The following is an 18,419-nucleotide window of genomic DNA, read 5'->3' on the forward strand; positions in this document are numbered from 1 at the left end:
ATGATGGATTGATGACAGTCACTGGCCCCGCTGGGCTCAATATTTTCGCCAGTCGGTCGTTAGCCTTGATTGAACGTTTGAACCAAGGAAATGGCTATGGCGGAAAATGTCTACGCGTCCCCTGAGGCGAATCTGTGGAACGAAGATGTGCAGGCTGCGGGATTTTACGTGGTTGCCAGATGGAAATTCATTCTGCTGTCGGTGCTCAGTTTTGGCCTGTATTTCTATTATTGGTCGTACAAAAACTGGAGCCTGTACAAGCAGCGGACGCAGGAAGAGCTGTGGCCTGTGGCGCGCGGTATCTTCTATATATTTTTCGTGCACAGGCTGTATCGTCATGCAGACAAAACGATTCACGACAGCGGCCGAAAATCCAGCTGGGATCTTGAGCAGTGGGCAACGGTGTTTGTTGTATTGACGTTGCTTGCAGTGGTGCTCGATAAACTATCGAGCCATTTCGAAGGCTTGTTGTACCTGAGTTTGTTTGCTATGGCACTGCTGCCGCTCAGAGCTTATGTCGCCAGTGAAGGCCAGCAACTGATCAACCTGGCCGCCAACGATCCGCAAGGCTTGGGCAACAACCGCCTGAATGCCTGGAATTTTTTGATCATCGTTCCAGGCATCGGCCTGTGGGCATTGGTGCTGATCGGGACGTGGAGCTTTTTCCACTGAGGCAGCGGCAAAACAACAGCGTCTGGCTCAGGCCTTTTCCTGAGCCAGCACCTCGCCACCGCGCTCACGCACCCAGAACAACGTCGCCCCGGCCACAGCCGCCGGCATCATCAGGATGTTGACCACCGGAATCAGCAGCACCAGATAGACGATCCCGCCGAAACTCATGCTCTGCCAGCGCTTCTGCCGCAGCCAGGCGAGCATCTCGTTCCAGCCGAGTTTGTGGTTGTCCGCCGGGTAGTCGATGTACTGGATCGCCATCATCCACACGCCGAACAACAGCCACAGCGGTGCAGCAATGATATTCACCACCGGGATGAACGAGAGAATGAACAGTCCGATCGCCCGTGGCAGGAAGTAGCCGAGTTTGCGCATTTCCCGGGCGAGGGTGCGCGGGACCATCGCGATCAGTTCGCCCCAGCTGAACGCCGGGAAGTCATCAGTGCCGCGTACCACCACTTCGACTTTCTCGGCAAGGAAGCCGTTGAACGGTGCGGCGATTACGTTGGCCAGCATGGTGAAAGTGAAGAACACCATCAGCGCCACTAGCACTACAAACAGTGGCCAGAGGATGTAGCTGAGGAAACTCAGCCATTCGGGCAGCGAGGGCATCAGCGTATCGACCCACAGGCTGAACTGGTGGCCGGCCAGATAAATCAATCCGACGAACAGCACCAGGTTGATCGCCAGCGGCAGCAAAACGAACAGGCGCAAGCCAGGGCTGAGAACCAGTTTGAGGCCTTCGCGCAGGTATTGCGGGCCGGACAGAACAGGGGCGGGCATAAGGTGCTCCGAGCAAGGGAAAACGCGCCGACCTTACCGGCTTTGCAACGACGGCGAAAGCGCGGTAGAGCGATCGACATTCACTGTAACAAAGACGTCCATCTCGTCAGTGTGTCGGCATAGAGACCACCTATGAGCTGGATTGTTAAACCGTATTTCCTTAATCTTGCCCCCCTCGATACGCTGCACCCAACTTTTTACAGGACTGTCGAGCTCAAGCCTTCCCCAAGGTTTTCCACGGTCCTTTTTTATTCCCGCCGGCAGTCCGGCGATCCGTGCCAGTTTTTCGGCCCGGTCAACAGGAGCAGGTCATGTCTGAAGTCCGTCATTCGCGAGTGATTATTCTCGGTTCCGGCCCTGCCGGTTACAGCGCTGCGGTATACGCGGCCCGTGCCAACCTCAAGCCACTGCTGATCACCGGCATGCAGGCTGGCGGTCAACTGACCACCACTACTGAAGTCGACAACTGGCCGGGCGACGTTCACGGCCTGACGGGTCCAGCCCTGATGGAGCGGATGCGCGAGCACGCCGAGCGTTTTGAAACCGAGATCGTTTTCGATCACATCAACGCCGTGGACTTCGCTGCCAAGCCGTACACCCTGACCGGCGACAGCGCGACCTACACTTGCGACGCCCTGATCATCGCCACCGGTGCCAGCGCGCGTTACCTGGGCCTGCCATCGGAAGAAGCGTTCATGGGCAAAGGCGTTTCCGCCTGCGCAACCTGCGACGGTTTCTTCTACCGCAACAAGCCTGTTGCAGTGGTCGGCGGCGGCAACACCGCTGTTGAAGAAGCACTGTACCTGGCCAACATCGCCAGCACCGTGACCCTGATCCACCGTCGCGAAACCTTCCGCGCCGAGAAGATCCTGATCGACAAGCTCAACGCTCGCGTCGCTGAAGGCAAGATCATCCTCAAGTTGAACGCCAACCTCGACGAAGTGTTGGGCGACAACATGGGCGTGACCGGTGCGCGCCTGAAGAACAACGATGGCAGCTTCGACGAAATCACCGTCGACGGCGTGTTCATCGCCATTGGTCACACCCCGAACACCTCGCTGTTCGAAGGCCAGTTGACCCTCAAAGACGGTTATCTGGTGGTGCACGGCGGCCGTGAAGGCAATGCTACGGCGACCAGCGTCGAAGGCATCTTCGCTGCCGGTGACGTGGCTGACCACGTTTACCGTCAGGCGATCACCTCGGCCGGCGCCGGCTGCATGGCGGCACTGGACACCGAGCGTTACCTGGACGGTCTGCAGAACGCTTCGTTCTAAATCGCAGACATAAAAAAACCGGCCAGATTGGCCGGTTTTTTTGTGCCCGATCGTTCCCACGCTCTGCGTGGGAACGCAGCCGGGGACGCTCCGCGTCCCAATGGACGCAGAGCGTCCGATGAAGCATTCCCACGCGGAGTGTGGGAACGATCAGATAGTGTTGGATCTGTATCAGCGGCGGGTCAGGGGTTGAGCGGTGAATTTGACGCCGGCCAGACCATGCTGGATCAACGCACGGATATTGCCGTGATCACTGCCCTCAGGTGTCGCCACTACCGAGCGGTAATGCTCGCCGAACGCCAACAGCGCTTCTTCATCGCTCAGGCCTTCCAGCAGCGCCAGACCCAGGGTCTTGCAAGAACCTTCGTTCTGCCCGGCGGCGTTTTCCACGCCACCGTTGTTGAACGCCTGCGGCTGATAGTCGTAACCGGCGGCGATGAAGGCCAGCGTGTCGGCGAAAGCGTGTTCGCCGCTCTTGAGGCTGGCGCGCAGGGTGTTCAGATCACTCATGGGTTTTTCCTTTGGCGAACGCGGCTTGTTGCTCGGCGTTGGCTTCTTGCTGAAATTGGGCTTTCCACTCGGCGTACGGCATGCCGTAAACCACTTCGCGGGCGTCGTCGAGGCTGATCTCGATCTGGCGCTCGTCGGCTTCGGCCTTGTACCACTTCGACAGGCAGTTGCGGCAGAACCCGGCAAGGTTCATCAGGTCGATGTTCTGCACGTCCTTGCGGCTGTCCAGGTGGGCGACCAGGCGGCGGAAGGCGGCAGCTTCGAGTTCGAGGCGTTGTTGCTCGTTCATGGGAGTCTCTGCGAGACAGCTTCAAGCGACGAGCTTCAAGCTGCAAAATGGGTGGCGGTGATACGAAGTTTACAGCTTGCCGCTTGAAGCTTGAAGCTAGCGGCTCGCTGCAAGCGTGATTGACACCGACTCGGCAAAACGCAGCGCGTGCGGCTTGTCGACTTCGACTTCGGCATACAGCACTGAACCGTTGCTCATCACCAGATCGAGCAACTCCTGCGTCAGGCGTTCGAGCAGCGCAAAGCGGTTGCCCTCGACGTGGGCGATGATCGCTTTGGTGATCGTGCGGTAATTCAGCGCGTGGTCGATATCATTGTCACGCACCGCCTCCTGCGCGGCGTACAGAATGGTCAGGTTGATCAGCACATCCTGCTTGTTGAGGATTTCGTCCTCGTTGATCCCGATAAAGGTGCGCAAGCGCAGATCCTTGACCCGGATGCGCGCCATTCCCGGCTGAAGTTGTGGCATTTACTTGCTCCGTCCAATCAATTGCAGGAACTCCTGGCGGGTGTTGCTCGACTCGCGGAACGCGCCGAGCATGACCGAGGTGTTCATGGTCGAATTCTGTTTCTCGACACCGCGCATCATCATGCACATGTGTCTGGCCTCAATGACGACCGCGACGCCGGCGGCATCGGTGACCTGTTGCACTGCGTCGGCGATTTGTCGGGTGAGGTTTTCCTGAATCTGCAGGCGCCGGGCGAACATGTCCACCAATCGCGCGATTTTCGACAGACCCAGCACCTTGCCCGTCGGAATATAAGCCACATGGGCCTTGCCGATGAAGGGCAGCAGGTGATGTTCGCACAAAGAATACAACTCGATGTCGGCGACGATGATCATCTCGTCACTGTTCGAGGCAAACAGCGCGCCGTTGACGATCTCATCGACGCTCTGTTCGTAACCATGACACAGGTATTGCATGGCCTTGGCCGCGCGCACCGGGGTGTCTTGCAGTCCTTCGCGGTCGGGATCTTCACCCAGGTCAATGAGGATTTCGCGGTAATTCTCGGGCAGTGAGCGGGTCATGGACATCCTCGCGAGTCGGCTTACTTGACGTGCCGTCCGCCGTTGACGGTCAGGGTCGTACCGGTGACATAGGGATTGTCGAGCAGATAGCGCAGGCTCTGGTAGATCACTTCGCTGCCGGGTTCGATGCCCAGCGCGGACTTGGCCAGTGCCTTGGCGCGGTACGCCGCGTCGTCGTCGGGGTTGAACAATAGCAGGGCCGGGGCGATGCCGTTGACCTTGATGGTCGGCGCATAGCGGGCGGCGAAGGACAGGGTCAGGCTGTCGAGCCCGGCCTTGGTGGCGCAATAACCGATGTGCTTGCTGCTGCCTTTGCGGGTGACATCGTCGCTGATATGGATGATGTCGGCGGGCGTCGAGCGTTGCAGTAATTCGCCACAGTGCAGGTTGATCAGGTACGGCGCGAGCATGTGCAGATTGAACATGCGCGTGAAGGCTTCGGCCTCGCTGTCCGGGGTTTCGGCCAGCCACTCGGAAGCATTGTGCACGATGGCGCGCAAGCTCTCGGTGTGGGTTTTCAATGTTTCGATGAAGGCGAGAATCCCGGCTTCGCTGGAGAAGTCGGCGAACAGGCCGATGGCGCCCAGATCGCGCAGTGTCTGCACGCCGGGGCGTTCGCTACGGTAGGTGAAGATGACGCGATAGCCTTCTTCGAGTAACCGCTGCGCGCAATGCAGGCCGACACGCTGGCCGGCACCGGTGATGAGGATCGGGGCTGAGGAATCAGGCATGAACGGCTCGCATCGCGGTGGGAGCAAAAACTATAACAGCGACGAGCCTGAAAAGATTGCAGCCTGCGGCAGCTCCTACCTTGGTCTGTGTTCAGTCCTGTAGGAGCTGTCGATTGCAACGAGGCTGCGATCTTTAATGTTTCTGAGGTGTCGCCGAAACAGGCAGGCGCACCGGGGTGCTGTTCAGCCAGTTCGCCAGCAAGCGCGTCGACAGCGGAATAAAGAAGTAAACCATCAGCGGCGTCAGGCACGCCGTGCTGATCAATACGCGCGGCAACAAACTCATGTCAGCGAGCAACGGGCCGAGGATAAAGTTGAACAACAGTGACACCGGAAAAAACGCCAGCCAGATCGCGACAGCCTGCTTCCAGCGCGGTGGACGCTGACCGGCCGCGCCGAACCAGCCTTCGATGCCACTGACCCGATGCTCTTTCGGATGGGCGAACAGATCACTGCCACGGCTCAACCACGCGGTGCGTGAAACCGAATGCTCCCACGCATGCAACGTCTGCTCATCGACAAAGCGGAAAATGATCTGGAATTCGTTATCGCCGGGTGGCGGTGCAAGCACGCCAGAACCCAGGTAACCGGGGAAATCTGTGGCCAGTTGTTCGCCTTCGCGCAGCCAGGCGATCAGATCCTGATAGCGACCATCGGCGACGCGACGCGCTACCATCAGCGTGACGGGGGAAGTAGACATTATGTATCTCCGTATTTCTATCGCGTCGCTCCGGGTAGGAGTTTCGCCTGACGCAGGGCCGGGGTAGAGGCCTGCGTTTTCAACAAGCAAGGATTATTCCGGTTTTTCACGATTAAACCAGCGACTTTCGTCGCATTTCATCACTTGAAACCGATCGGGGCATAAGCGTTAGAATGGGATCCAATTGAACCGACATGGAAGTTGAGCGCCATATGCCTGTGATCACCGACGCAAGCCCTGCTTTGGAGGCATCTGTCGCGCTTGAGCGCGCCGATCTGTTCCCGATCCGCGAGGTTGCGCGCCTCACCGGTGTAAACCCGGTGACCTTGCGCGCCTGGGAGCGCCGCTATGGTTTGATTCAGCCGACACGCACCGAAAGTGGGCATCGGCTCTATTCGATGACCGATATCGAGCGCGTGCGCAGCATCGTCGACTGGATTGATCGCGGTGTCGCCGTGAGCAAAGTCGGCAAGATCCTCGCCAAGACCGAACCGATGAAAGTGCTGGCGCACATCATCCCCGATGATCTGGTGCAGGCTGATTACCTGCAGTGGCAGGAAGAGATTCAGCAGGCGGTCAGTGCGTTCGACGACCAGCAACTGGACCGCGTCTATGGGCAGATTTTCTCTTCATACTCATTGCCGGTGGTATTTCAGGACATCCTCATGCCTTTGTGGCTGCAATTGTTGCAGCGCCAGGAGGCTTTCGGGCAAACCAGCGAGTGGCTGTTCTTCGATGGATTCCTGCGGGCGCGGGTATTGCAGCGGATCGTCATGCTGCGTGGTACGCAACCGCGCCGAGTGATCGTCAGCGCGCTGGCCGGGCAATGTCGAGAGCTGGAGTTGTTGGTGGCGGCGCTGTTTCTCAGCGACAGCAATTCCGGTGTTCGGGTGCTGACCACAGGCCAGCCATTCGATGAGCTGACGTTGGTGTGCGAAAAGATCAAACCTGATGCACTCGTGCTGTTTTCCAATCACGCGCCCAGCGCCGAATTGCCTCGGCGTTTGAACCGGTTGGCATTGAGTCTCGATTGTCAGTTGATGCTGGCGGGCGACGCTTCGGATCTGGCGCAGGACAGCCTGGCCGGATCCTCTGTTGCCTGTCTGGGCAATGAAGGCGCGAACATGCGTCAGCGCATGCTGCAGTTTCTGGCCGGCAATCTGGATACCTGAAACTCAGGTGTGAAGGGCGGGATGCGTCAGGCGATGTTGCTGCAGGATGAACTGGCGTAGACGTTCGGTTTCATCGGTGTCGGTCTGGCTCAGTTCGTAGGCGTAGAAGCCGCTCTCGGTTTCCCGTTCGAAATTGCCGCGCAATGAAATCCGCTCGTAACCCGAAGGGCTGAACCACAGGGCGAAATGCTTGGGCGGTTTGGTCTTGTTGCGCACTTCCAGCAGCACACCTTTGTGCGAAACCTCGTGGACCCATAAGGTACCCGGCTGACCTTTGGCGTTTTCCAGAGCTACCGGCTCTTCGAGAGTCAAACGCCATGGCCGCACCATCGGGCCGTCTTCGTAAATACTCGGTACGCCAAGACGCAGGTGCAACGCGTGAAACTCGTCTTCGACCAGATGCAACGGGAAGGTCATCTGCTGATTTTCGAAGTTGGCCTGAATGGTCACTTGCTCGTGAGCGGCCAGACGCGTGAGCAAATCACGGATCTGCGAACCGCCGTTAACCAGCAGACTCGACGTCGCATCCCGCACGTTCAGTTGCGGGTTGTGCTGCATGGTCTGGATGAAATCCAGCTCATCCTGAGTGAGGAGGGCGTCGCGCTGCATGGCTAACTCGAAAGATATAGATACAAAGTCATTGGTGATTGTAGTTAATGACACTTAGTTCGCGATTTTGTTTTGACCGTTTGTCGCTTTCAATGCAGCCAGTTCTGCTTTGAGGGCAACGACCTCAGCTTCCAGTTGAATCACGCGCTGTTGTGCCTTGACCTGAACGGTGACGTCCTTCTGCACGCCAACGAAATATGTCTGCCCGTCTTCGACGTTTTTCACCGTCGAAATCGACAGTTCATTCCAGAACGGCGTACCGTCCTTGCGATAGTTACGCAGGATTTCCCGGCACGAGCCGCCGTTATCCAGCGTCTCGCGAATCAGTTTCAGGCTGTCCTGATCGCGGTCTCCAGACTGCAGAAAGCGGCAGTCCTGATAGAGGATTTCCTCACTGGTGTAGCCGGTCAGTCGTTCAAAGGCCGGGTTCACATAGATCAGGATATCGTTCTGTTCACCTTCTTTCTCCGCGACCACTATCCCGTCATTCGACGCATTGATCACCATTTGCAGCAGACTGGCGTTGATCATCTTTGAATCCTTTCAGAGTTGTCAGTGGCAGGCATTCTAGAAGAACCGCACGGCCTGTCTACTGGCCATTACCGCCAATTGAGATCCAGTCGCAGCTTTGCGCTTGAGACTGTTACTATCGCGGCTCTTTTTTTTCAGTTTCAGGATCAGATTGATGAAAGTCGCCATCCTCTCCGGTTCGGTCTACGGCACCGCCGAAGAAGTCGCCCGTCACGCCGAGAACCTGTTGAAAGCCGCTGGCTTTGAAACCTTCCACAACTCGCGCGCCAGCCTGGCCGACATCCAGGCGTTCGGCCCTGAAGCATTGCTTGCGGTGACCTCGACCACCGGCATGGGCGAATTGCCCGACAACCTGCAACCGCTGTACTCAGCGATTCGCGACCAGTTGCCCGCCGCACTGCTCGGTTTGCCGGGCGCAGTGATTGCCTTGGGCGACGCCAGTTACGGCGACACTTTCTGCGGCGGTGGCGAGCAAATGCGTGAACTGTTCGGCGAGCTGGGTGTGCGCGAAGTGCAAGAGATGCTGCGCATCGACGCCAGCGAAAGCGTCACCCCGGAAACCGACGCCGAGCCTTGGCTGGCGCAGTTGATCGACACGCTCAAGGGCTGATTCCACGCTCGCGCAACAGCGCCAGCCATGCCTGCGCCGCTTTTGACAGATACGCGCCGCGCCGCCAGATAAACGCGATATCCCAACGCAGATAATCCGGCGCGCGTAAGGTCAGGCGCACCACGCCTGGCCGCACCAGACCGCGTGCAACCACGCTGGGCAGCAGCACCACGCCTTGCCCGGCGGCCACCAGCGCCGCAAGAAAATCCGCCTGACCGCTGCGCCCGCCTTCCTTCGGCGTAAAGCCCAGTTGCTGGCACGCCTGCAGCAAGCGGTCGTTGAGCACGAAGCTGCGCTGATAGAGCAGAAAGGGCGTCTCGGCCAATTCCTCCAGACCGATCTCACCCCGCTCGGCCAGTGGATGATCCACCGGCAGCAGGGCGTCGAGTTGCTCATCGCAAAACGGCTGACAGTCGAATTGCGGATCCTTTGGCAACAGACTGCCGCCCAACTCCAGTTCACCGCTCAGCACAGCCTGCTCGATGTTGCGGCTACCGCCCTCGAGCAACTGGATGCTGATATTCGGATAGCGCCGCCGGTATTCGGCAAACAGTTCGGCGAATAGCGCGTCGCTGCCGAGTAATGGCAGGCCGAGGCGCAACTCTCCGCGTGCCAAATGACTCAGGTCATCCAGCTCCGCGAGCAGTTCGTTGCGCAAGCGCAGCATGCCTTCGGCCCGTTGCAGCACCACGCTGCCAGCGGCCGTCAGGCGCAATTGCGAACCCAGCCGCTCCAGCAAAGGCGTGCCGAGACTTTGTTCCAGTTGCGCGATCTGTTTGCTCACCGCTGACTGGCTGATGTGCAGGGTTTTTGCGGCTTGGGTAAAACCGCCTTGATGCATGACTTCGACAAAGCTGCGCAGTTGTTTGAATTCCATTGTCCGATTCCATTTTGGAATGGTATTGAGTCTAACAATTCGCTTCGGGGATGGCAGGGCGCCTCGTAAAATAAGCGCCTGTCTGGAGCAAAATCATGAACGCCGTCCCGCTCAAACATCTGTCTCGTCTTCTCGCTGAACTCGCTGTATTGCTCGGCCTCTACTTGCTCGGCTGCCAACTCGCGGTCTGGCTGGCGTGGCCGATTCCTGGTGGTGTGATCGGTATGACGCTGTTGCTGCTGGCCTTCGCCTTTGGCTGGATAAAACCCGCGGCCCTGCAATTGGGCGCAGGGTTGCTGATGGCCGAGATGTTGTTGTTCTTCATTCCGGCGCTGATGAGCCTGCTCGACTATGGCGCACTGTTGCGCAATGACGGCTGGCGAATCCTGTTGGTGATCGCCGCCAGTACATTGATGGTCATGCTGGTGACGGCTTTCACCGTAGAACTTGCCGTGCGCATGAGGCGTTCCCATGAAGCTTGAATGGATGCCGATGTTCTGGCTGGCCTTCACCCTGTTGGCGTACCTGTTCAGCCGCTGGATTTATCGGCGCACTGGGCACTACGTGTTGTCGCCGCTGATCCTGGTGCCGGCGTTGCTGTTGGCGCTCGCTGTGCCGTTGCACACCGCTTATGCCGAATATTCCAGCAACACCCATTGGCTGATGCGGGTGCTCGGCCCGGTCACTGTCGCGTTTGCTGTGCCGATCTGGCAGCAGCGGCGCTTGCTGATGCGGCATTGGTCGGCGCTGCTGTTGGGCATGGTTGCCGGCAGTGCGGCGTCGATCGGCACTTCATTCTGGCTGGCCAGGGCGCTGGCGCTCGACAGCTCGGTGACGCTGTCACTGGTGCCGCGTTCGATCACCACACCGTTCGCCATGCCGCTGGCGCAGGACCTCGGCGGCGTGCCGGAGTTGACCGCGGTATTCGTGATGTTCACCGGTGTGTTCGGGGCGATGCTCGGCGGCGTGTTGTTGAAGTGGTTGCCGTTGCGCAGTGCCTTGGCGCGCGGCGCGTTGTTCGGGGTTGGCGCGCATGGTGCCGGTGTCAGTCGGGCCCATGAAGTGGGCGGCGAAGAAGGCTCTGTCGCCGGGCTGGTGATGGTTTTGACAGGGTTGCTCAATCTGTTTGCCGCGCCTTTGTTGGCGTCGTGGCTTTGACATGGATCCAAGGAGTTTGCCTGGCTGACCCGCTCAGTCATCAAGCTGGCTGGCAATGCAACTACGCAATGCTCTGCGCCTGACTAGACTGCTCGTACGTGCAGAACAATAAGAACGCAGAGGTGCATACAGTGAGCGTAGCCCCCGTCCAATCGTCCCTTAATGTCAAAGACCAGGTCAGTGCCGCAGAGTGGCAGACCCGTGTCGATCTCGCCGCTTGTTATCGTCTGGTCGCGCTGCATGGCTGGGACGATCTGATCTTCACCCATATTTCCGCCAAGGTGCCGGGCACCGAAGATTTCCTGATCAACCCGTTTGGTCTGATGTTTCATGAGATCACCGCGTCGAGCCTGGTGAAAGTCGATCAGGCCGGCAACAAACTCATGGACAGCCCTTACGAAATCAACCCCGCCGGCTACACCATCCACAGCGCCGTGCACGAAGTGCGGCACGATGTGGTTTGCGTGCTGCATACCCACACCGCTTCCGGTGTCGCGGTGTCGGCGCAAAAGCAGGGCGTGTTGCCGATCAGCCAGCAGTCGCTGTTCGTGCTTTCGAGCCTGGCCTATCACGGCTACGAAGGCGTGGCGCTGAACCACGAAGAGAAGGCGCGCCTGCAAGCCGATCTTGGCGAGAACAATTTCCTGATGCTGCACAACCACGGTCTGCTGACCTGTGGCGGCACCATCGCCGACACTTTTCTGATGATGTTCACCTTCCAGCGCGCCTGCGACATTCAGGTCATGGCGCAAACCGGTGGCGCTGAACTCATCGCCATCGAACCGCAAATCCTGGCAGGCGCCAAAGCGATGATCGCCGGTGTCACCAAAAGTGCTCAAGGCATGGGTGGCGCGCTGGCCTGGCCAGCGTTGCTGCGCAAACTCGATAAACAAGACCCCGGATATAAACTCTAATGCCTCTTGCCGAGATTCCTCTGTGTGTCTGGCGTAAACGCAGCCAGACGTTTGTTTTTCGTGGCCAGCCGATCCGCTATTGGACGGCGGGGCAGGGTGAGCCGCTGTTGCTAATCCACGGTTTCCCGACCGCCAGTTGGGATTGGCATTATCTGTGGCAGCCGCTGGCCCAGCGATATCGAGTGATTGCCTGCGACATGCTGGGCTTTGGTGATTCGGCCAAACCGCTCAATCACACCTACAGCCTTTTGGAGCAGGCTGACCTGCAGCAGGCATTGCTCGCGCATCTGCAGGTCGGGCAACCGGTTCACTTGCTTGCTCACGACTACGGCGACAGCGTTGCCCAGGAACTGCTCGCCAGGCACTACGAAGACAAGATCGAGATCGCCAGTTGCGTGTTCCTCAACGGCGGGTTGTTTCCGGAAACCCATCGCCCGGTGCTGATGCAGAAACTGCTGCTCAGCCCGTTGGGCTGGATGATCGGTCGTGCGTTCACTCGCGATGCTCTGGTGAAAAGCTTCCGGCAGATCTTCGGCCCGCAAACCCGGCCGAGCGAAAGCGAGCTGGACGATTTCTGGAGCCTGGTCGACAGCAATCGCGGGCCACGGATCATGCACAAGTTGATCAGCTACATTCCCGAACGCCGTGTGCAGCGTGATCGCTGGGTGACGGCGATGCAGCGCGGCGAAATCCCGTTACGGGTGATCGATGGCGAAGTCGATCCGATTTCCGGGGCGCACATGGTCGAGCGTTACCGTGAATTGATCCCTGACGCCGACACGGTGTTGCTGCCGGGCATCGGCCACTATCCACAGACCGAGGCGCCGGTGCAGGTGCTCAAGCATTATCTGGAGTTTCGCGATCGTTTTGTGCTGCCACCGCGCAAAGTCGCCTGCTCCTGAAAGATCAAAAGATCGCAGCCTGCGGCAGCGCCTACACAAATTCAATGTAGGCGCTGCCGCAGGCTGCGATCTTTTGATCTTTTGATCTTTTGACGCCTTCATCATCCCCCAACCTTATCGCACACCATTCAGCCTCAGCCGTGTTCGTTGTGACCAAAAGCCGCGTGCCTGACACTCGGGGTCATTACTGGCCTGCTGGAGTTGCTGCGATGAATGAGTCTGTGCGTTTCGAAGAAAAAGTCGTCATCGTCACCGGAGCCGGTGGTGGCCTCGGACGCGCCCACGCATTGCTGTTCGCCAAACAGGGCGCCAAAGTGTTGGTCAACGACCTCGGCGGCTCGACCCAGGGCGAGGGCGCCAATGCGTCCGCTGCCGACCGCGTCGTCGCCGAAATCCGCGAGGCCGGCGGCATTGCCGAAGCCAACCACGACTCAGTCACCGACGGCGACAAACTGGTGCAAAACGCCCTTGATGTCTTCGGTCGCGTCGACGTCGTGGTGAACAACGCCGGGATCCTGCGCGACAAGACCTTCCACAAAATGGACGACGCCGACTGGGATCTGGTTTACCGCGTCCACGTCGAAGGCGCCTACAAAGTCACCCGCGCCGCGTGGCCACACCTGCGCGAGCAAAACTACGGCCGGGTAATCTTCACCGCCTCGACCTCAGGCATCTACGGCAACTTCGGCCAGTCCAACTATGGCATGGCCAAACTGGGTCTTTACGGTTTGACCCGCACCCTGGCCATCGAAGGTCGCAAGAACAACATCCTCGTCAACGCCATCGCGCCTACCGGCGGCACCCGCATGACCGAAGGCTTGATCCCGCCGCAAGTATTCGAGCAATTGAAGCCAGAACTGGTCAGCCCGCTGGTGGTATATCTGGCTAGTGAACAATGCCAGGAAACGTCAGGGCTGTTCGAAGTCGGTGGCGGCTGGATGGGCAAGGTGCGTTGGGAGCGCAGCCTCGGTGCCGGCTTTGATCCGCACGTAGGCTTCTCGCCGGAAGATGTCGCGGCGCACTGGCAGCAGATTTGTGATTTCGAAGGGGCGGCGCATCCGAAGGACAATATTGAGGCGTTGAAGGAAATGATGGCGAATTTGCAGAAGTATTCGCTTTAAGAAACGTTTGAGCCTCGCTGCGTTCTGGATGCGGCGAGGCTCCTTCTATTACTCCTCGTACCGCTTATCAATCATGAATTCCGGGATTTCCCAGTTTGGACCCGGAATGGCAACAGCCGCATTACCCTCAGCCAGTACACCCTCACGAAATAATTCCTCGTATGTTCTCCACAATTCACCGCGCGCGATAACTTCAAAACGATAACGTCCGAACAGTGTGTCGATGGAGGGAAATGCCAAACCGATAGCCAAAACTGATAACAAATCTCTGAGATTTTCTTGCCTGACAGCTTGTTCGAGTTTGGCAGTCGAACTCTTGGATCTGCTGACGCATTCAAATGCTTCCAATTCTTGTTTTTTCGCCGCGTCGATGGCCTCTTCCGTATAGCGTAATGACTCATCGTCGCTCAGTTTGAAGTCTTCAAGTGTGGCGGTATGGAGGTTATTCCAAAGGGACGGATTACTTTTGGGAATGTAGTCGTCGGCGAATCCCATCGCTCTGAATCGCTCCATCATTCGAAGTGAATAGGCATAGAACCGTCGATCGGTATCGGTCATCTCGAGCTTGCGCTCCAGTATGGCGTCAAGACGCTTGATCATGATGAGGTTGGCTGTAGACCCTTTTCCTTCAATTTTTATTTCGGCGCCCTCAACAAAACTTTGCTCCAACATTCGTTTTACTCACTGCGAATTTTTCGGTTTGCGGAGCAATTAACCTACATCAGCTTTCGAACGGAAATATCTGCATCAATCGTCAGTAATGACCTGCCTGGTTGTATGAATAATGTGGAAAGCGGTTTGATAGCTTGGCATTAAAAGACCAAAAGGATATTTCCTACAGCAATGGGGGGATCTTCCCGCTGATGCAGGTGAGGTGAGTAAAACGGCGCCCATAAAAAAGGCCGCTGCAAACGCAGCGGCCAAGGTAAGACGTTGGATCAAGGAGCTACAAATCAACGTCAGTGAACACCGGGGCGATAAACCGAAGTCTTCGATTCATCTGAAATCTGTCAGCAATGGCCTGAGTCGCTCAAAGGCCAGTGCTTCGTGCTTTGCGGCGTGTCCCGTGAAAGCGCGTTCAGAATAAGGTGTTGAACACGTAGGAAAAATACCGATTCCGGACATGCACTGTTGCGGGGCGCGTAACAGTCCCATGTGCTGATGTGCACCATGCGCGGCACTGATGATCTTCCATCCAGCCGATCCATGAACGGCGCAAAGCCCCGTCGTTCAAGGCCATTCATCCTTTCGAGCGACAACACGAATACCTCCTTGGTGCGCTTATCGACGCGGTTGCCCGGCAGTAGGGTGGGGCCTTCTGTCACTCACCGGGGAAGACGCATGACAAAAACAACAATGCGCGCCATCTTCACACCGCAGGCGCTGGCCGCCGCGGTGGCTTTGGGTTGCTGCGCCCAGGCGCACGCGGTTGCGTTCAACATTGGCGAGATCGAGGGCACCTTCGACTCGTCGCTGTCGATCGGTGCGAGCTGGGGCATGCGCGATGCCGACAAGTCGCTGGTCGGCACGGTCAATGGCGGGACCGGGCAATCCTCGACCGGTGATGACGGGCGTTTGAATTTCAAGAAGGGTGAGACCTTCTCGAAGATCTTCAAAGGTATTCACGATCTTGAACTCAAGTACGGCGACACCGGTGTGTTCGTGCGTGGCAAGTACTGGTATGACTTCGAGCTGAAGGACGAAGACCGCGAGTTCAAGCCGATCAGCGACAGCGGACGCAAGGAAGGTGCGAAGTCCTCCGGCGCGCAGATTCTTGATGCGTTCGTCTATCACAACTATTCCATTGCCGATCTGCCAGGCACCGTGCGCGCGGGCAAGCAGGTGGTGAGTTGGGGCGAAAGTACGTTTATCGGTAACTCGATCAACAGCATCAACCCGATCGACGTTTCAGCGTTTCGTCGTCCCGGTGCCGAGATCAAGGAAGGTCTGATTCCGGTCAACATGCTGTTTGGCTCCCAAGGCCTGACCGATCAACTGACCGTTGAAGGTTTCTATCAACTGGAATGGGACCAGACCGTTCTCGACAACTGCGGCACTTTCTTCGGGGTCGATGTGGCGGCGGACGGTTGCAACAACGGCTACACCGTTGGCAACCCGGCGATCGCGCCGTTTGTGCCGCTGACCCAGGCCTTTGGCCAAGGTATTCAGGTCACCCGTGAGGGGGTGGTGATTCCCCGTGGCGGCGACCGTGATGCGCGGGATTCCGGGCAATGGGGGACGGCGTTGCGCTGGCTCGGTGATGACACCGAATATGGCCTGTACTTCATGAACTACCACAGCCGTACGCCGGCGGTAGGCACAACCACGGCCGGTCTTTCGACGTTGGCGGCATTGCCGGGCATGGTCGGGATCGCCAATGGCCTGGCACCCGGCAGCGGTTCCGGCCTGGCGCAGAGCGTGATGCTCGGGCGCGGTGGCTACTACCTCGAATACCCGGAAGACATTCGCCTCTACGGCGCGAGTTTTTCCACCACGTTGCCCACCGGCACTGCATGGACCGGCGAGATCAGCTACCGCCCGAATGCACCGGTGCAGGTCAACACCAACGACCTGACGCTGGCGCTGCTCAACCCGATTGCCGGTGGCGCTGCTTCGCCGATCGCCACCACTGCGGGAGCCGACAACAAAGGCTATCGGCGCAAAGAAGTCACGCAAATCCAGAGCACCCTCACGCACTTTTTCGATCAGGTGTTAGGCGCGGAACGCCTGACCGTGGTCGGCGAAGCTGCGGTGGTGCATGTCGGTGGCCTGGAGTCGCGCAGCGAGCTGCGTTATGGCCGCGATTCGGTGTATGGCCAATACGGTTTCGGTGGTGATACCGACGGTTTCGTCACCTCGACCTCATGGGGCTACCGTGCCCGGGCGATCCTCGATTACGCCAACGTGATCGGCGGGGTCAACTTCAAACCCAACCTGTCGTGGTCGCATGACGTCGCCGGTTATGGCCCCAACGGCCTGTTCAACGAAGGTGCGAAAGCGATCAGCGTCGGCGTCGATGCCGACTACCGCAACACCTACACCGCAAGCCTCAGTTACACCGACTTTTTCGGTGGCGACTACAACGTCCTCGAAGACCGTGACTTCGTCGCCCTGAGCTTCGGCGTGAACTTCTGATCTGCCCGAGAAGGATGAATGCAATGCGCAAAATGATTCTGCAATGTGGTGTGCTGGCCCTGAGTCTGCTGGCGGCCAACGTGATGGCTGCGGTGTCGCCGGAGGAGGCCAACAAACTCGGCACCAGTCTGACGCCGCTCGGCGCCGAGAAGGCCGGCAATGCTGACGGTTCGATACCCGCATGGACCGGCGGCATCCCGAAAAACGCCGGGGCGGTGGACAGCAAAGGCTTCCTCGCCGACCCGTTTGCCAATGAAAAACCGCTGTTCACCATTACTGCTTCCAACGTCGACAAGTACAAGGACAAGCTCTCGGACGGGCAGGTGGCGATGTTCAAACGCTACCCGGAAACCTACAAGATCCCTGTCTATCCGACCCACCGCACGGTCGCCGTGCCAGCGGAAATCTATGAGTCGGCCAAACGCAGCGCGCTCAATGTCACCAGCATTAACGATGGTAATGGCCTGGCCAATTTCACTGGTAACCGCTACTACGCCTTCCCGATTCCGAAGACTGGCGTGGAGGTGTTGTGGAACCACATCACCCGATATCACGGCGGTAACCTGCGGCGCATCATCACCCAGGTGACCCCGCAGACCAACGGCAGCTACACGCCGATCCGCTTCGAAGAGGAGATCGCCGTGCCACAACTGATGAAGGATCTCGACCCGGAAAAAGCCGCCAACGTGCTGACCTTCTTCAAGCAGTCGGTAACGGCGCCGGCACGTCTGGCCGGTAACGTGCTGCTGGTTCACGAAACCCTCGATCAGGTGAAGGAACCGCGTCTGGCGTGGATCTACAATGCCGGCCAGCGCCGCGTGCGTCGGGCGCCGCAAGTGGCCTATGACGGCCCGGGCACCGCCGCCGATGGCCTGCGCACGTCGGACAACTTCGACATGTTCTCCGGCGCTCCGGATCGCTACGACTGGAAACTGGTCGGCAAAAAGGAAATGTACATCCCGTACAACAGCTACAAACTCGATTCGCCGAAGCTCAAGTACGACGACATCGTCAAGGCCGGGCATATCAATCAGGACCTGACCCGTTACGAACTGCACCGCGTCTGGGAAGTGATCGGCACGGTCAAACCGAGCGAGCGGCACATCTACGCCAAGCGTCACATGTACATCGATGAAGACAGCTGGCAAGTGGCGCTGGCAGACCACTACGACGGTCGCGGGCAACTGTGGCGTGTCGCCGAAGGTCACGCTCAGTACTACTACGATCACCAGGCGCAGGCCTACACCCTCGAAGCGCTCTACGACATCATTGCCGGTCGCTACATTGCCCTGGGAATGAAGAACGAAGAGAAGCACAGTTTCGAGTTCGGCTTCGAAGCCAAGGCTGCCGACTACACGCCAGCGGCCTTGCGCGCAGAGGGCGTGCGGTAACGGTTGTGATA

The 18,419-nt window shown here is 58.4% G+C and carries 22 protein-coding genes; 11 read left to right on the top strand and 11 right to left on the bottom strand.

What is annotated here, in order from left to right; translation table 11 throughout:
* The first annotated feature begins 96 nt into the window (after window positions 1–96).
* Complete coding sequence (locus ACOYXH_RS01040; RefSeq protein ID WP_258709257.1) at window positions 97–672, top strand: hypothetical protein; 576 nt, start codon at window positions 97–99, stop codon at window positions 670–672.
* A gap of 27 nt (window positions 673–699) precedes the next feature.
* Here ACOYXH_RS01040 and cysZ read toward each other — a convergent pair whose 3' ends face one another.
* The gene (gene cysZ / locus ACOYXH_RS01045) at window positions 700–1,455 is read right to left on the bottom strand and encodes a sulfate transporter CysZ (protein ID WP_095125404.1); all 756 of its coding nucleotides are present in this window, start codon (window positions 1,453–1,455) and stop codon (window positions 700–702) included.
* A 311-nt stretch (window positions 1,456–1,766) separates the two neighbouring features.
* On the opposite strand from cysZ, the gene trxB reads away from it, so the two are divergent.
* Complete coding sequence (trxB, locus tag ACOYXH_RS01050; RefSeq protein WP_007912350.1) at window positions 1,767–2,729, top strand: thioredoxin-disulfide reductase; 963 nt, start codon at window positions 1,767–1,769, stop codon at window positions 2,727–2,729.
* Window positions 2,730–2,900: 171 nt separating this feature from the next.
* Here trxB and ACOYXH_RS01055 read toward each other — a convergent pair whose 3' ends face one another.
* The 6 genes from ACOYXH_RS01055 to ACOYXH_RS01080 all read right to left on the bottom strand — a co-directional run bounded on the left by ACOYXH_RS01055 (window position 2,901) and on the right by ACOYXH_RS01080 (window position 5,988).
* On the bottom strand, window positions 2,901–3,239 hold the full coding sequence (locus tag ACOYXH_RS01055) for a HopJ type III effector protein (RefSeq protein WP_047299789.1): 339 nt from the start codon (window positions 3,237–3,239) through the stop codon (window positions 2,901–2,903).
* Window positions 3,232–3,528, bottom strand: coding sequence for a DUF1244 domain-containing protein (locus tag ACOYXH_RS01060; RefSeq protein WP_093436032.1), 297 nt, complete (start codon window positions 3,526–3,528; stop codon window positions 3,232–3,234). The genes ACOYXH_RS01055 and ACOYXH_RS01060 overlap by 8 nt, the downstream gene beginning before the upstream one ends.
* Window positions 3,529–3,624: 96 nt before the next feature.
* Window positions 3,625–3,996 carry a dihydroneopterin triphosphate 2'-epimerase gene (gene folX, locus ACOYXH_RS01065; protein WP_007914273.1) on the bottom strand — a complete coding sequence of 124 codons (372 nt, stop codon included), beginning with the start codon at window positions 3,994–3,996 and terminating at the stop codon, window positions 3,625–3,627.
* Window positions 3,997–4,557, bottom strand: a complete 561-nt coding sequence (gene folE, locus ACOYXH_RS01070) for a GTP cyclohydrolase I FolE (RefSeq protein ID WP_218251773.1) — start codon at window positions 4,555–4,557, stop codon at window positions 3,997–3,999.
* A 20-nt stretch (window positions 4,558–4,577) separates the two neighbouring features.
* A complete protein-coding gene (gene folM / locus ACOYXH_RS01075) occupies window positions 4,578–5,288 on the bottom strand; it encodes a dihydromonapterin reductase (RefSeq protein WP_258709258.1) in 711 nt (236 codons plus the stop codon).
* 133 nt (window positions 5,289–5,421) lie between these two features.
* Window positions 5,422–5,988 (bottom strand): antibiotic biosynthesis monooxygenase, encoded by a 567-nt coding sequence (locus tag ACOYXH_RS01080; protein ID WP_258709259.1) that lies wholly within the window; start codon window positions 5,986–5,988, stop codon window positions 5,422–5,424.
* A gap of 212 nt (window positions 5,989–6,200) precedes the next feature.
* On the opposite strand from ACOYXH_RS01080, the gene ACOYXH_RS01085 reads away from it, so the two are divergent.
* Window positions 6,201–7,160 carry a MerR family transcriptional regulator gene (locus ACOYXH_RS01085; RefSeq protein ID WP_258709260.1) on the top strand — a complete coding sequence of 320 codons (960 nt, stop codon included), beginning with the start codon at window positions 6,201–6,203 and terminating at the stop codon, window positions 7,158–7,160.
* 3 nt (window positions 7,161–7,163) lie between these two features.
* Here ACOYXH_RS01085 and ACOYXH_RS01090 read toward each other — a convergent pair whose 3' ends face one another.
* Together ACOYXH_RS01090 and ACOYXH_RS01095 are read right to left on the bottom strand one after the other, a co-directional pair.
* Window positions 7,164–7,769, bottom strand: coding sequence for a hypothetical protein (locus ACOYXH_RS01090; RefSeq protein WP_016987019.1), 606 nt, complete (start codon window positions 7,767–7,769; stop codon window positions 7,164–7,166).
* Between the two features lie 54 nt (window positions 7,770–7,823).
* Window positions 7,824–8,300, bottom strand: coding sequence for a PAS domain-containing protein (locus tag ACOYXH_RS01095; protein WP_095049774.1), 477 nt, complete (start codon window positions 8,298–8,300; stop codon window positions 7,824–7,826).
* 154 nt (window positions 8,301–8,454) lie between these two features.
* Between ACOYXH_RS01095 and ACOYXH_RS01100 the strand changes: the two genes are divergently transcribed.
* Complete coding sequence (locus tag ACOYXH_RS01100) at window positions 8,455–8,910, top strand: flavodoxin (RefSeq protein ID WP_095049775.1); 456 nt, start codon at window positions 8,455–8,457, stop codon at window positions 8,908–8,910.
* Here ACOYXH_RS01100 and ACOYXH_RS01105 read toward each other — a convergent pair.
* Window positions 8,900–9,787 carry a LysR family transcriptional regulator gene (locus ACOYXH_RS01105; protein ID WP_095125406.1) on the bottom strand — a complete coding sequence of 296 codons (888 nt, stop codon included), beginning with the start codon at window positions 9,785–9,787 and terminating at the stop codon, window positions 8,900–8,902. The genes ACOYXH_RS01100 and ACOYXH_RS01105 overlap by 11 nt on opposite strands.
* 95 nt (window positions 9,788–9,882) lie before the next feature.
* Between ACOYXH_RS01105 and ACOYXH_RS01110 the strand changes: the two genes are divergently transcribed.
* The 5 genes from ACOYXH_RS01110 to ACOYXH_RS01130 all read left to right on the top strand — a co-directional run bounded on the left by ACOYXH_RS01110 (window position 9,883) and on the right by ACOYXH_RS01130 (window position 13,882).
* The gene (locus ACOYXH_RS01110; RefSeq protein WP_460410198.1) at window positions 9,883–10,269 is read left to right on the top strand and encodes a CidA/LrgA family protein; all 387 of its coding nucleotides are present in this window, start codon (window positions 9,883–9,885) and stop codon (window positions 10,267–10,269) included.
* Window positions 10,259–10,945 (top strand): LrgB family protein, encoded by a 687-nt coding sequence (locus ACOYXH_RS01115; RefSeq protein ID WP_095125407.1) that lies wholly within the window; start codon window positions 10,259–10,261, stop codon window positions 10,943–10,945. The genes ACOYXH_RS01110 and ACOYXH_RS01115 overlap by 11 nt, the downstream gene beginning before the upstream one ends.
* A 131-nt stretch (window positions 10,946–11,076) precedes the next feature.
* The gene (locus ACOYXH_RS01120) at window positions 11,077–11,859 is read left to right on the top strand and encodes a class II aldolase/adducin family protein (RefSeq protein WP_093436071.1); all 783 of its coding nucleotides are present in this window, start codon (window positions 11,077–11,079) and stop codon (window positions 11,857–11,859) included.
* On the top strand, window positions 11,859–12,761 hold the full coding sequence (locus ACOYXH_RS01125; RefSeq protein WP_095125408.1) for an alpha/beta fold hydrolase: 903 nt from the start codon (window positions 11,859–11,861) through the stop codon (window positions 12,759–12,761). Before ACOYXH_RS01120 ends, ACOYXH_RS01125 begins: the two co-directional genes overlap by 1 nt.
* A 209-nt stretch (window positions 12,762–12,970) precedes the next feature.
* Window positions 12,971–13,882 (top strand): SDR family oxidoreductase, encoded by a 912-nt coding sequence (locus ACOYXH_RS01130; RefSeq protein WP_095049781.1) that lies wholly within the window; start codon window positions 12,971–12,973, stop codon window positions 13,880–13,882.
* Window positions 13,883–13,930: 48 nt separating this feature from the next.
* On the opposite strand, the gene ACOYXH_RS01135 is transcribed toward ACOYXH_RS01130, so the two are convergent.
* A complete protein-coding gene (locus ACOYXH_RS01135; RefSeq protein ID WP_258709263.1) occupies window positions 13,931–14,554 on the bottom strand; it encodes a hypothetical protein in 624 nt (207 codons plus the stop codon).
* A gap of 669 nt (window positions 14,555–15,223) precedes the next feature.
* Here ACOYXH_RS01135 and ACOYXH_RS01140 point away from each other — a divergent pair.
* Both ACOYXH_RS01140 and ACOYXH_RS01145 read left to right on the top strand, forming a co-directional pair.
* On the top strand, window positions 15,224–17,017 hold the full coding sequence (locus tag ACOYXH_RS01140) for a DUF1302 domain-containing protein (protein ID WP_095049782.1): 1,794 nt from the start codon (window positions 15,224–15,226) through the stop codon (window positions 17,015–17,017).
* Window positions 17,018–17,040: 23 nt separating this feature from the next.
* Window positions 17,041–18,408, top strand: a complete 1,368-nt coding sequence (locus ACOYXH_RS01145) for a DUF1329 domain-containing protein (RefSeq protein ID WP_095125410.1) — start codon at window positions 17,041–17,043, stop codon at window positions 18,406–18,408.
* The last annotated feature ends 11 nt before the right edge of the window (window positions 18,409–18,419 follow it).

It is taken from the genome of Pseudomonas sp. Mb7, from assembly GCF_054790525.1.

Excerpts from the sequence above, each read along its gene's own strand:
- ACOYXH_RS01055 (WP_047299789.1), bottom strand. The coding sequence starts at position 3,239 with ATGAGTGATCTGAACACCCTGCGCGCCAGCCTCAAGAGCGGCGAACAC.
- ACOYXH_RS01110 (WP_460410198.1), top strand. The coding sequence starts at position 9,883 with ATGAACGCCGTCCCGCTCAAACATCTGTCTCGTCTTCTCGCTGAACTC.
- ACOYXH_RS01085 (WP_258709260.1), top strand. The coding sequence starts at position 6,201 with ATGCCTGTGATCACCGACGCAAGCCCTGCTTTGGAGGCATCTGTCGCG.
- folX (WP_007914273.1), bottom strand. The coding sequence starts at position 3,996 with ATGCCACAACTTCAGCCGGGAATGGCGCGCATCCGGGTCAAGGATCTG.
- ACOYXH_RS01140 (WP_095049782.1), top strand. The coding sequence starts at position 15,224 with ATGACAAAAACAACAATGCGCGCCATCTTCACACCGCAGGCGCTGGCC.
- ACOYXH_RS01095 (WP_095049774.1), bottom strand. The coding sequence starts at position 8,300 with ATGATCAACGCCAGTCTGCTGCAAATGGTGATCAATGCGTCGAATGAC.
- ACOYXH_RS01115 (WP_095125407.1), top strand. The coding sequence starts at position 10,259 with ATGAAGCTTGAATGGATGCCGATGTTCTGGCTGGCCTTCACCCTGTTG.
- ACOYXH_RS01125 (WP_095125408.1), top strand. The coding sequence starts at position 11,859 with ATGCCTCTTGCCGAGATTCCTCTGTGTGTCTGGCGTAAACGCAGCCAG.
- ACOYXH_RS01040 (WP_258709257.1), top strand. The coding sequence starts at position 97 with ATGGCGGAAAATGTCTACGCGTCCCCTGAGGCGAATCTGTGGAACGAA.
- ACOYXH_RS01105 (WP_095125406.1), bottom strand. The coding sequence starts at position 9,787 with ATGGAATTCAAACAACTGCGCAGCTTTGTCGAAGTCATGCATCAAGGC.
- ACOYXH_RS01100 (WP_095049775.1), top strand. The coding sequence starts at position 8,455 with ATGAAAGTCGCCATCCTCTCCGGTTCGGTCTACGGCACCGCCGAAGAA.
- ACOYXH_RS01130 (WP_095049781.1), top strand. The coding sequence starts at position 12,971 with ATGAATGAGTCTGTGCGTTTCGAAGAAAAAGTCGTCATCGTCACCGGA.
- folE (WP_218251773.1), bottom strand. The coding sequence starts at position 4,557 with ATGACCCGCTCACTGCCCGAGAATTACCGCGAAATCCTCATTGACCTG.
- trxB (WP_007912350.1), top strand. The coding sequence starts at position 1,767 with ATGTCTGAAGTCCGTCATTCGCGAGTGATTATTCTCGGTTCCGGCCCT.
- folM (WP_258709258.1), bottom strand. The coding sequence starts at position 5,288 with ATGCCTGATTCCTCAGCCCCGATCCTCATCACCGGTGCCGGCCAGCGT.
- ACOYXH_RS01080 (WP_258709259.1), bottom strand. The coding sequence starts at position 5,988 with ATGTCTACTTCCCCCGTCACGCTGATGGTAGCGCGTCGCGTCGCCGAT.
- ACOYXH_RS01060 (WP_093436032.1), bottom strand. The coding sequence starts at position 3,528 with ATGAACGAGCAACAACGCCTCGAACTCGAAGCTGCCGCCTTCCGCCGC.
- ACOYXH_RS01145 (WP_095125410.1), top strand. The coding sequence starts at position 17,041 with ATGCGCAAAATGATTCTGCAATGTGGTGTGCTGGCCCTGAGTCTGCTG.
- ACOYXH_RS01090 (WP_016987019.1), bottom strand. The coding sequence starts at position 7,769 with ATGCAGCGCGACGCCCTCCTCACTCAGGATGAGCTGGATTTCATCCAG.
- ACOYXH_RS01135 (WP_258709263.1), bottom strand. The coding sequence starts at position 14,554 with ATGTTGGAGCAAAGTTTTGTTGAGGGCGCCGAAATAAAAATTGAAGGA.
- cysZ (WP_095125404.1), bottom strand. The coding sequence starts at position 1,455 with ATGCCCGCCCCTGTTCTGTCCGGCCCGCAATACCTGCGCGAAGGCCTC.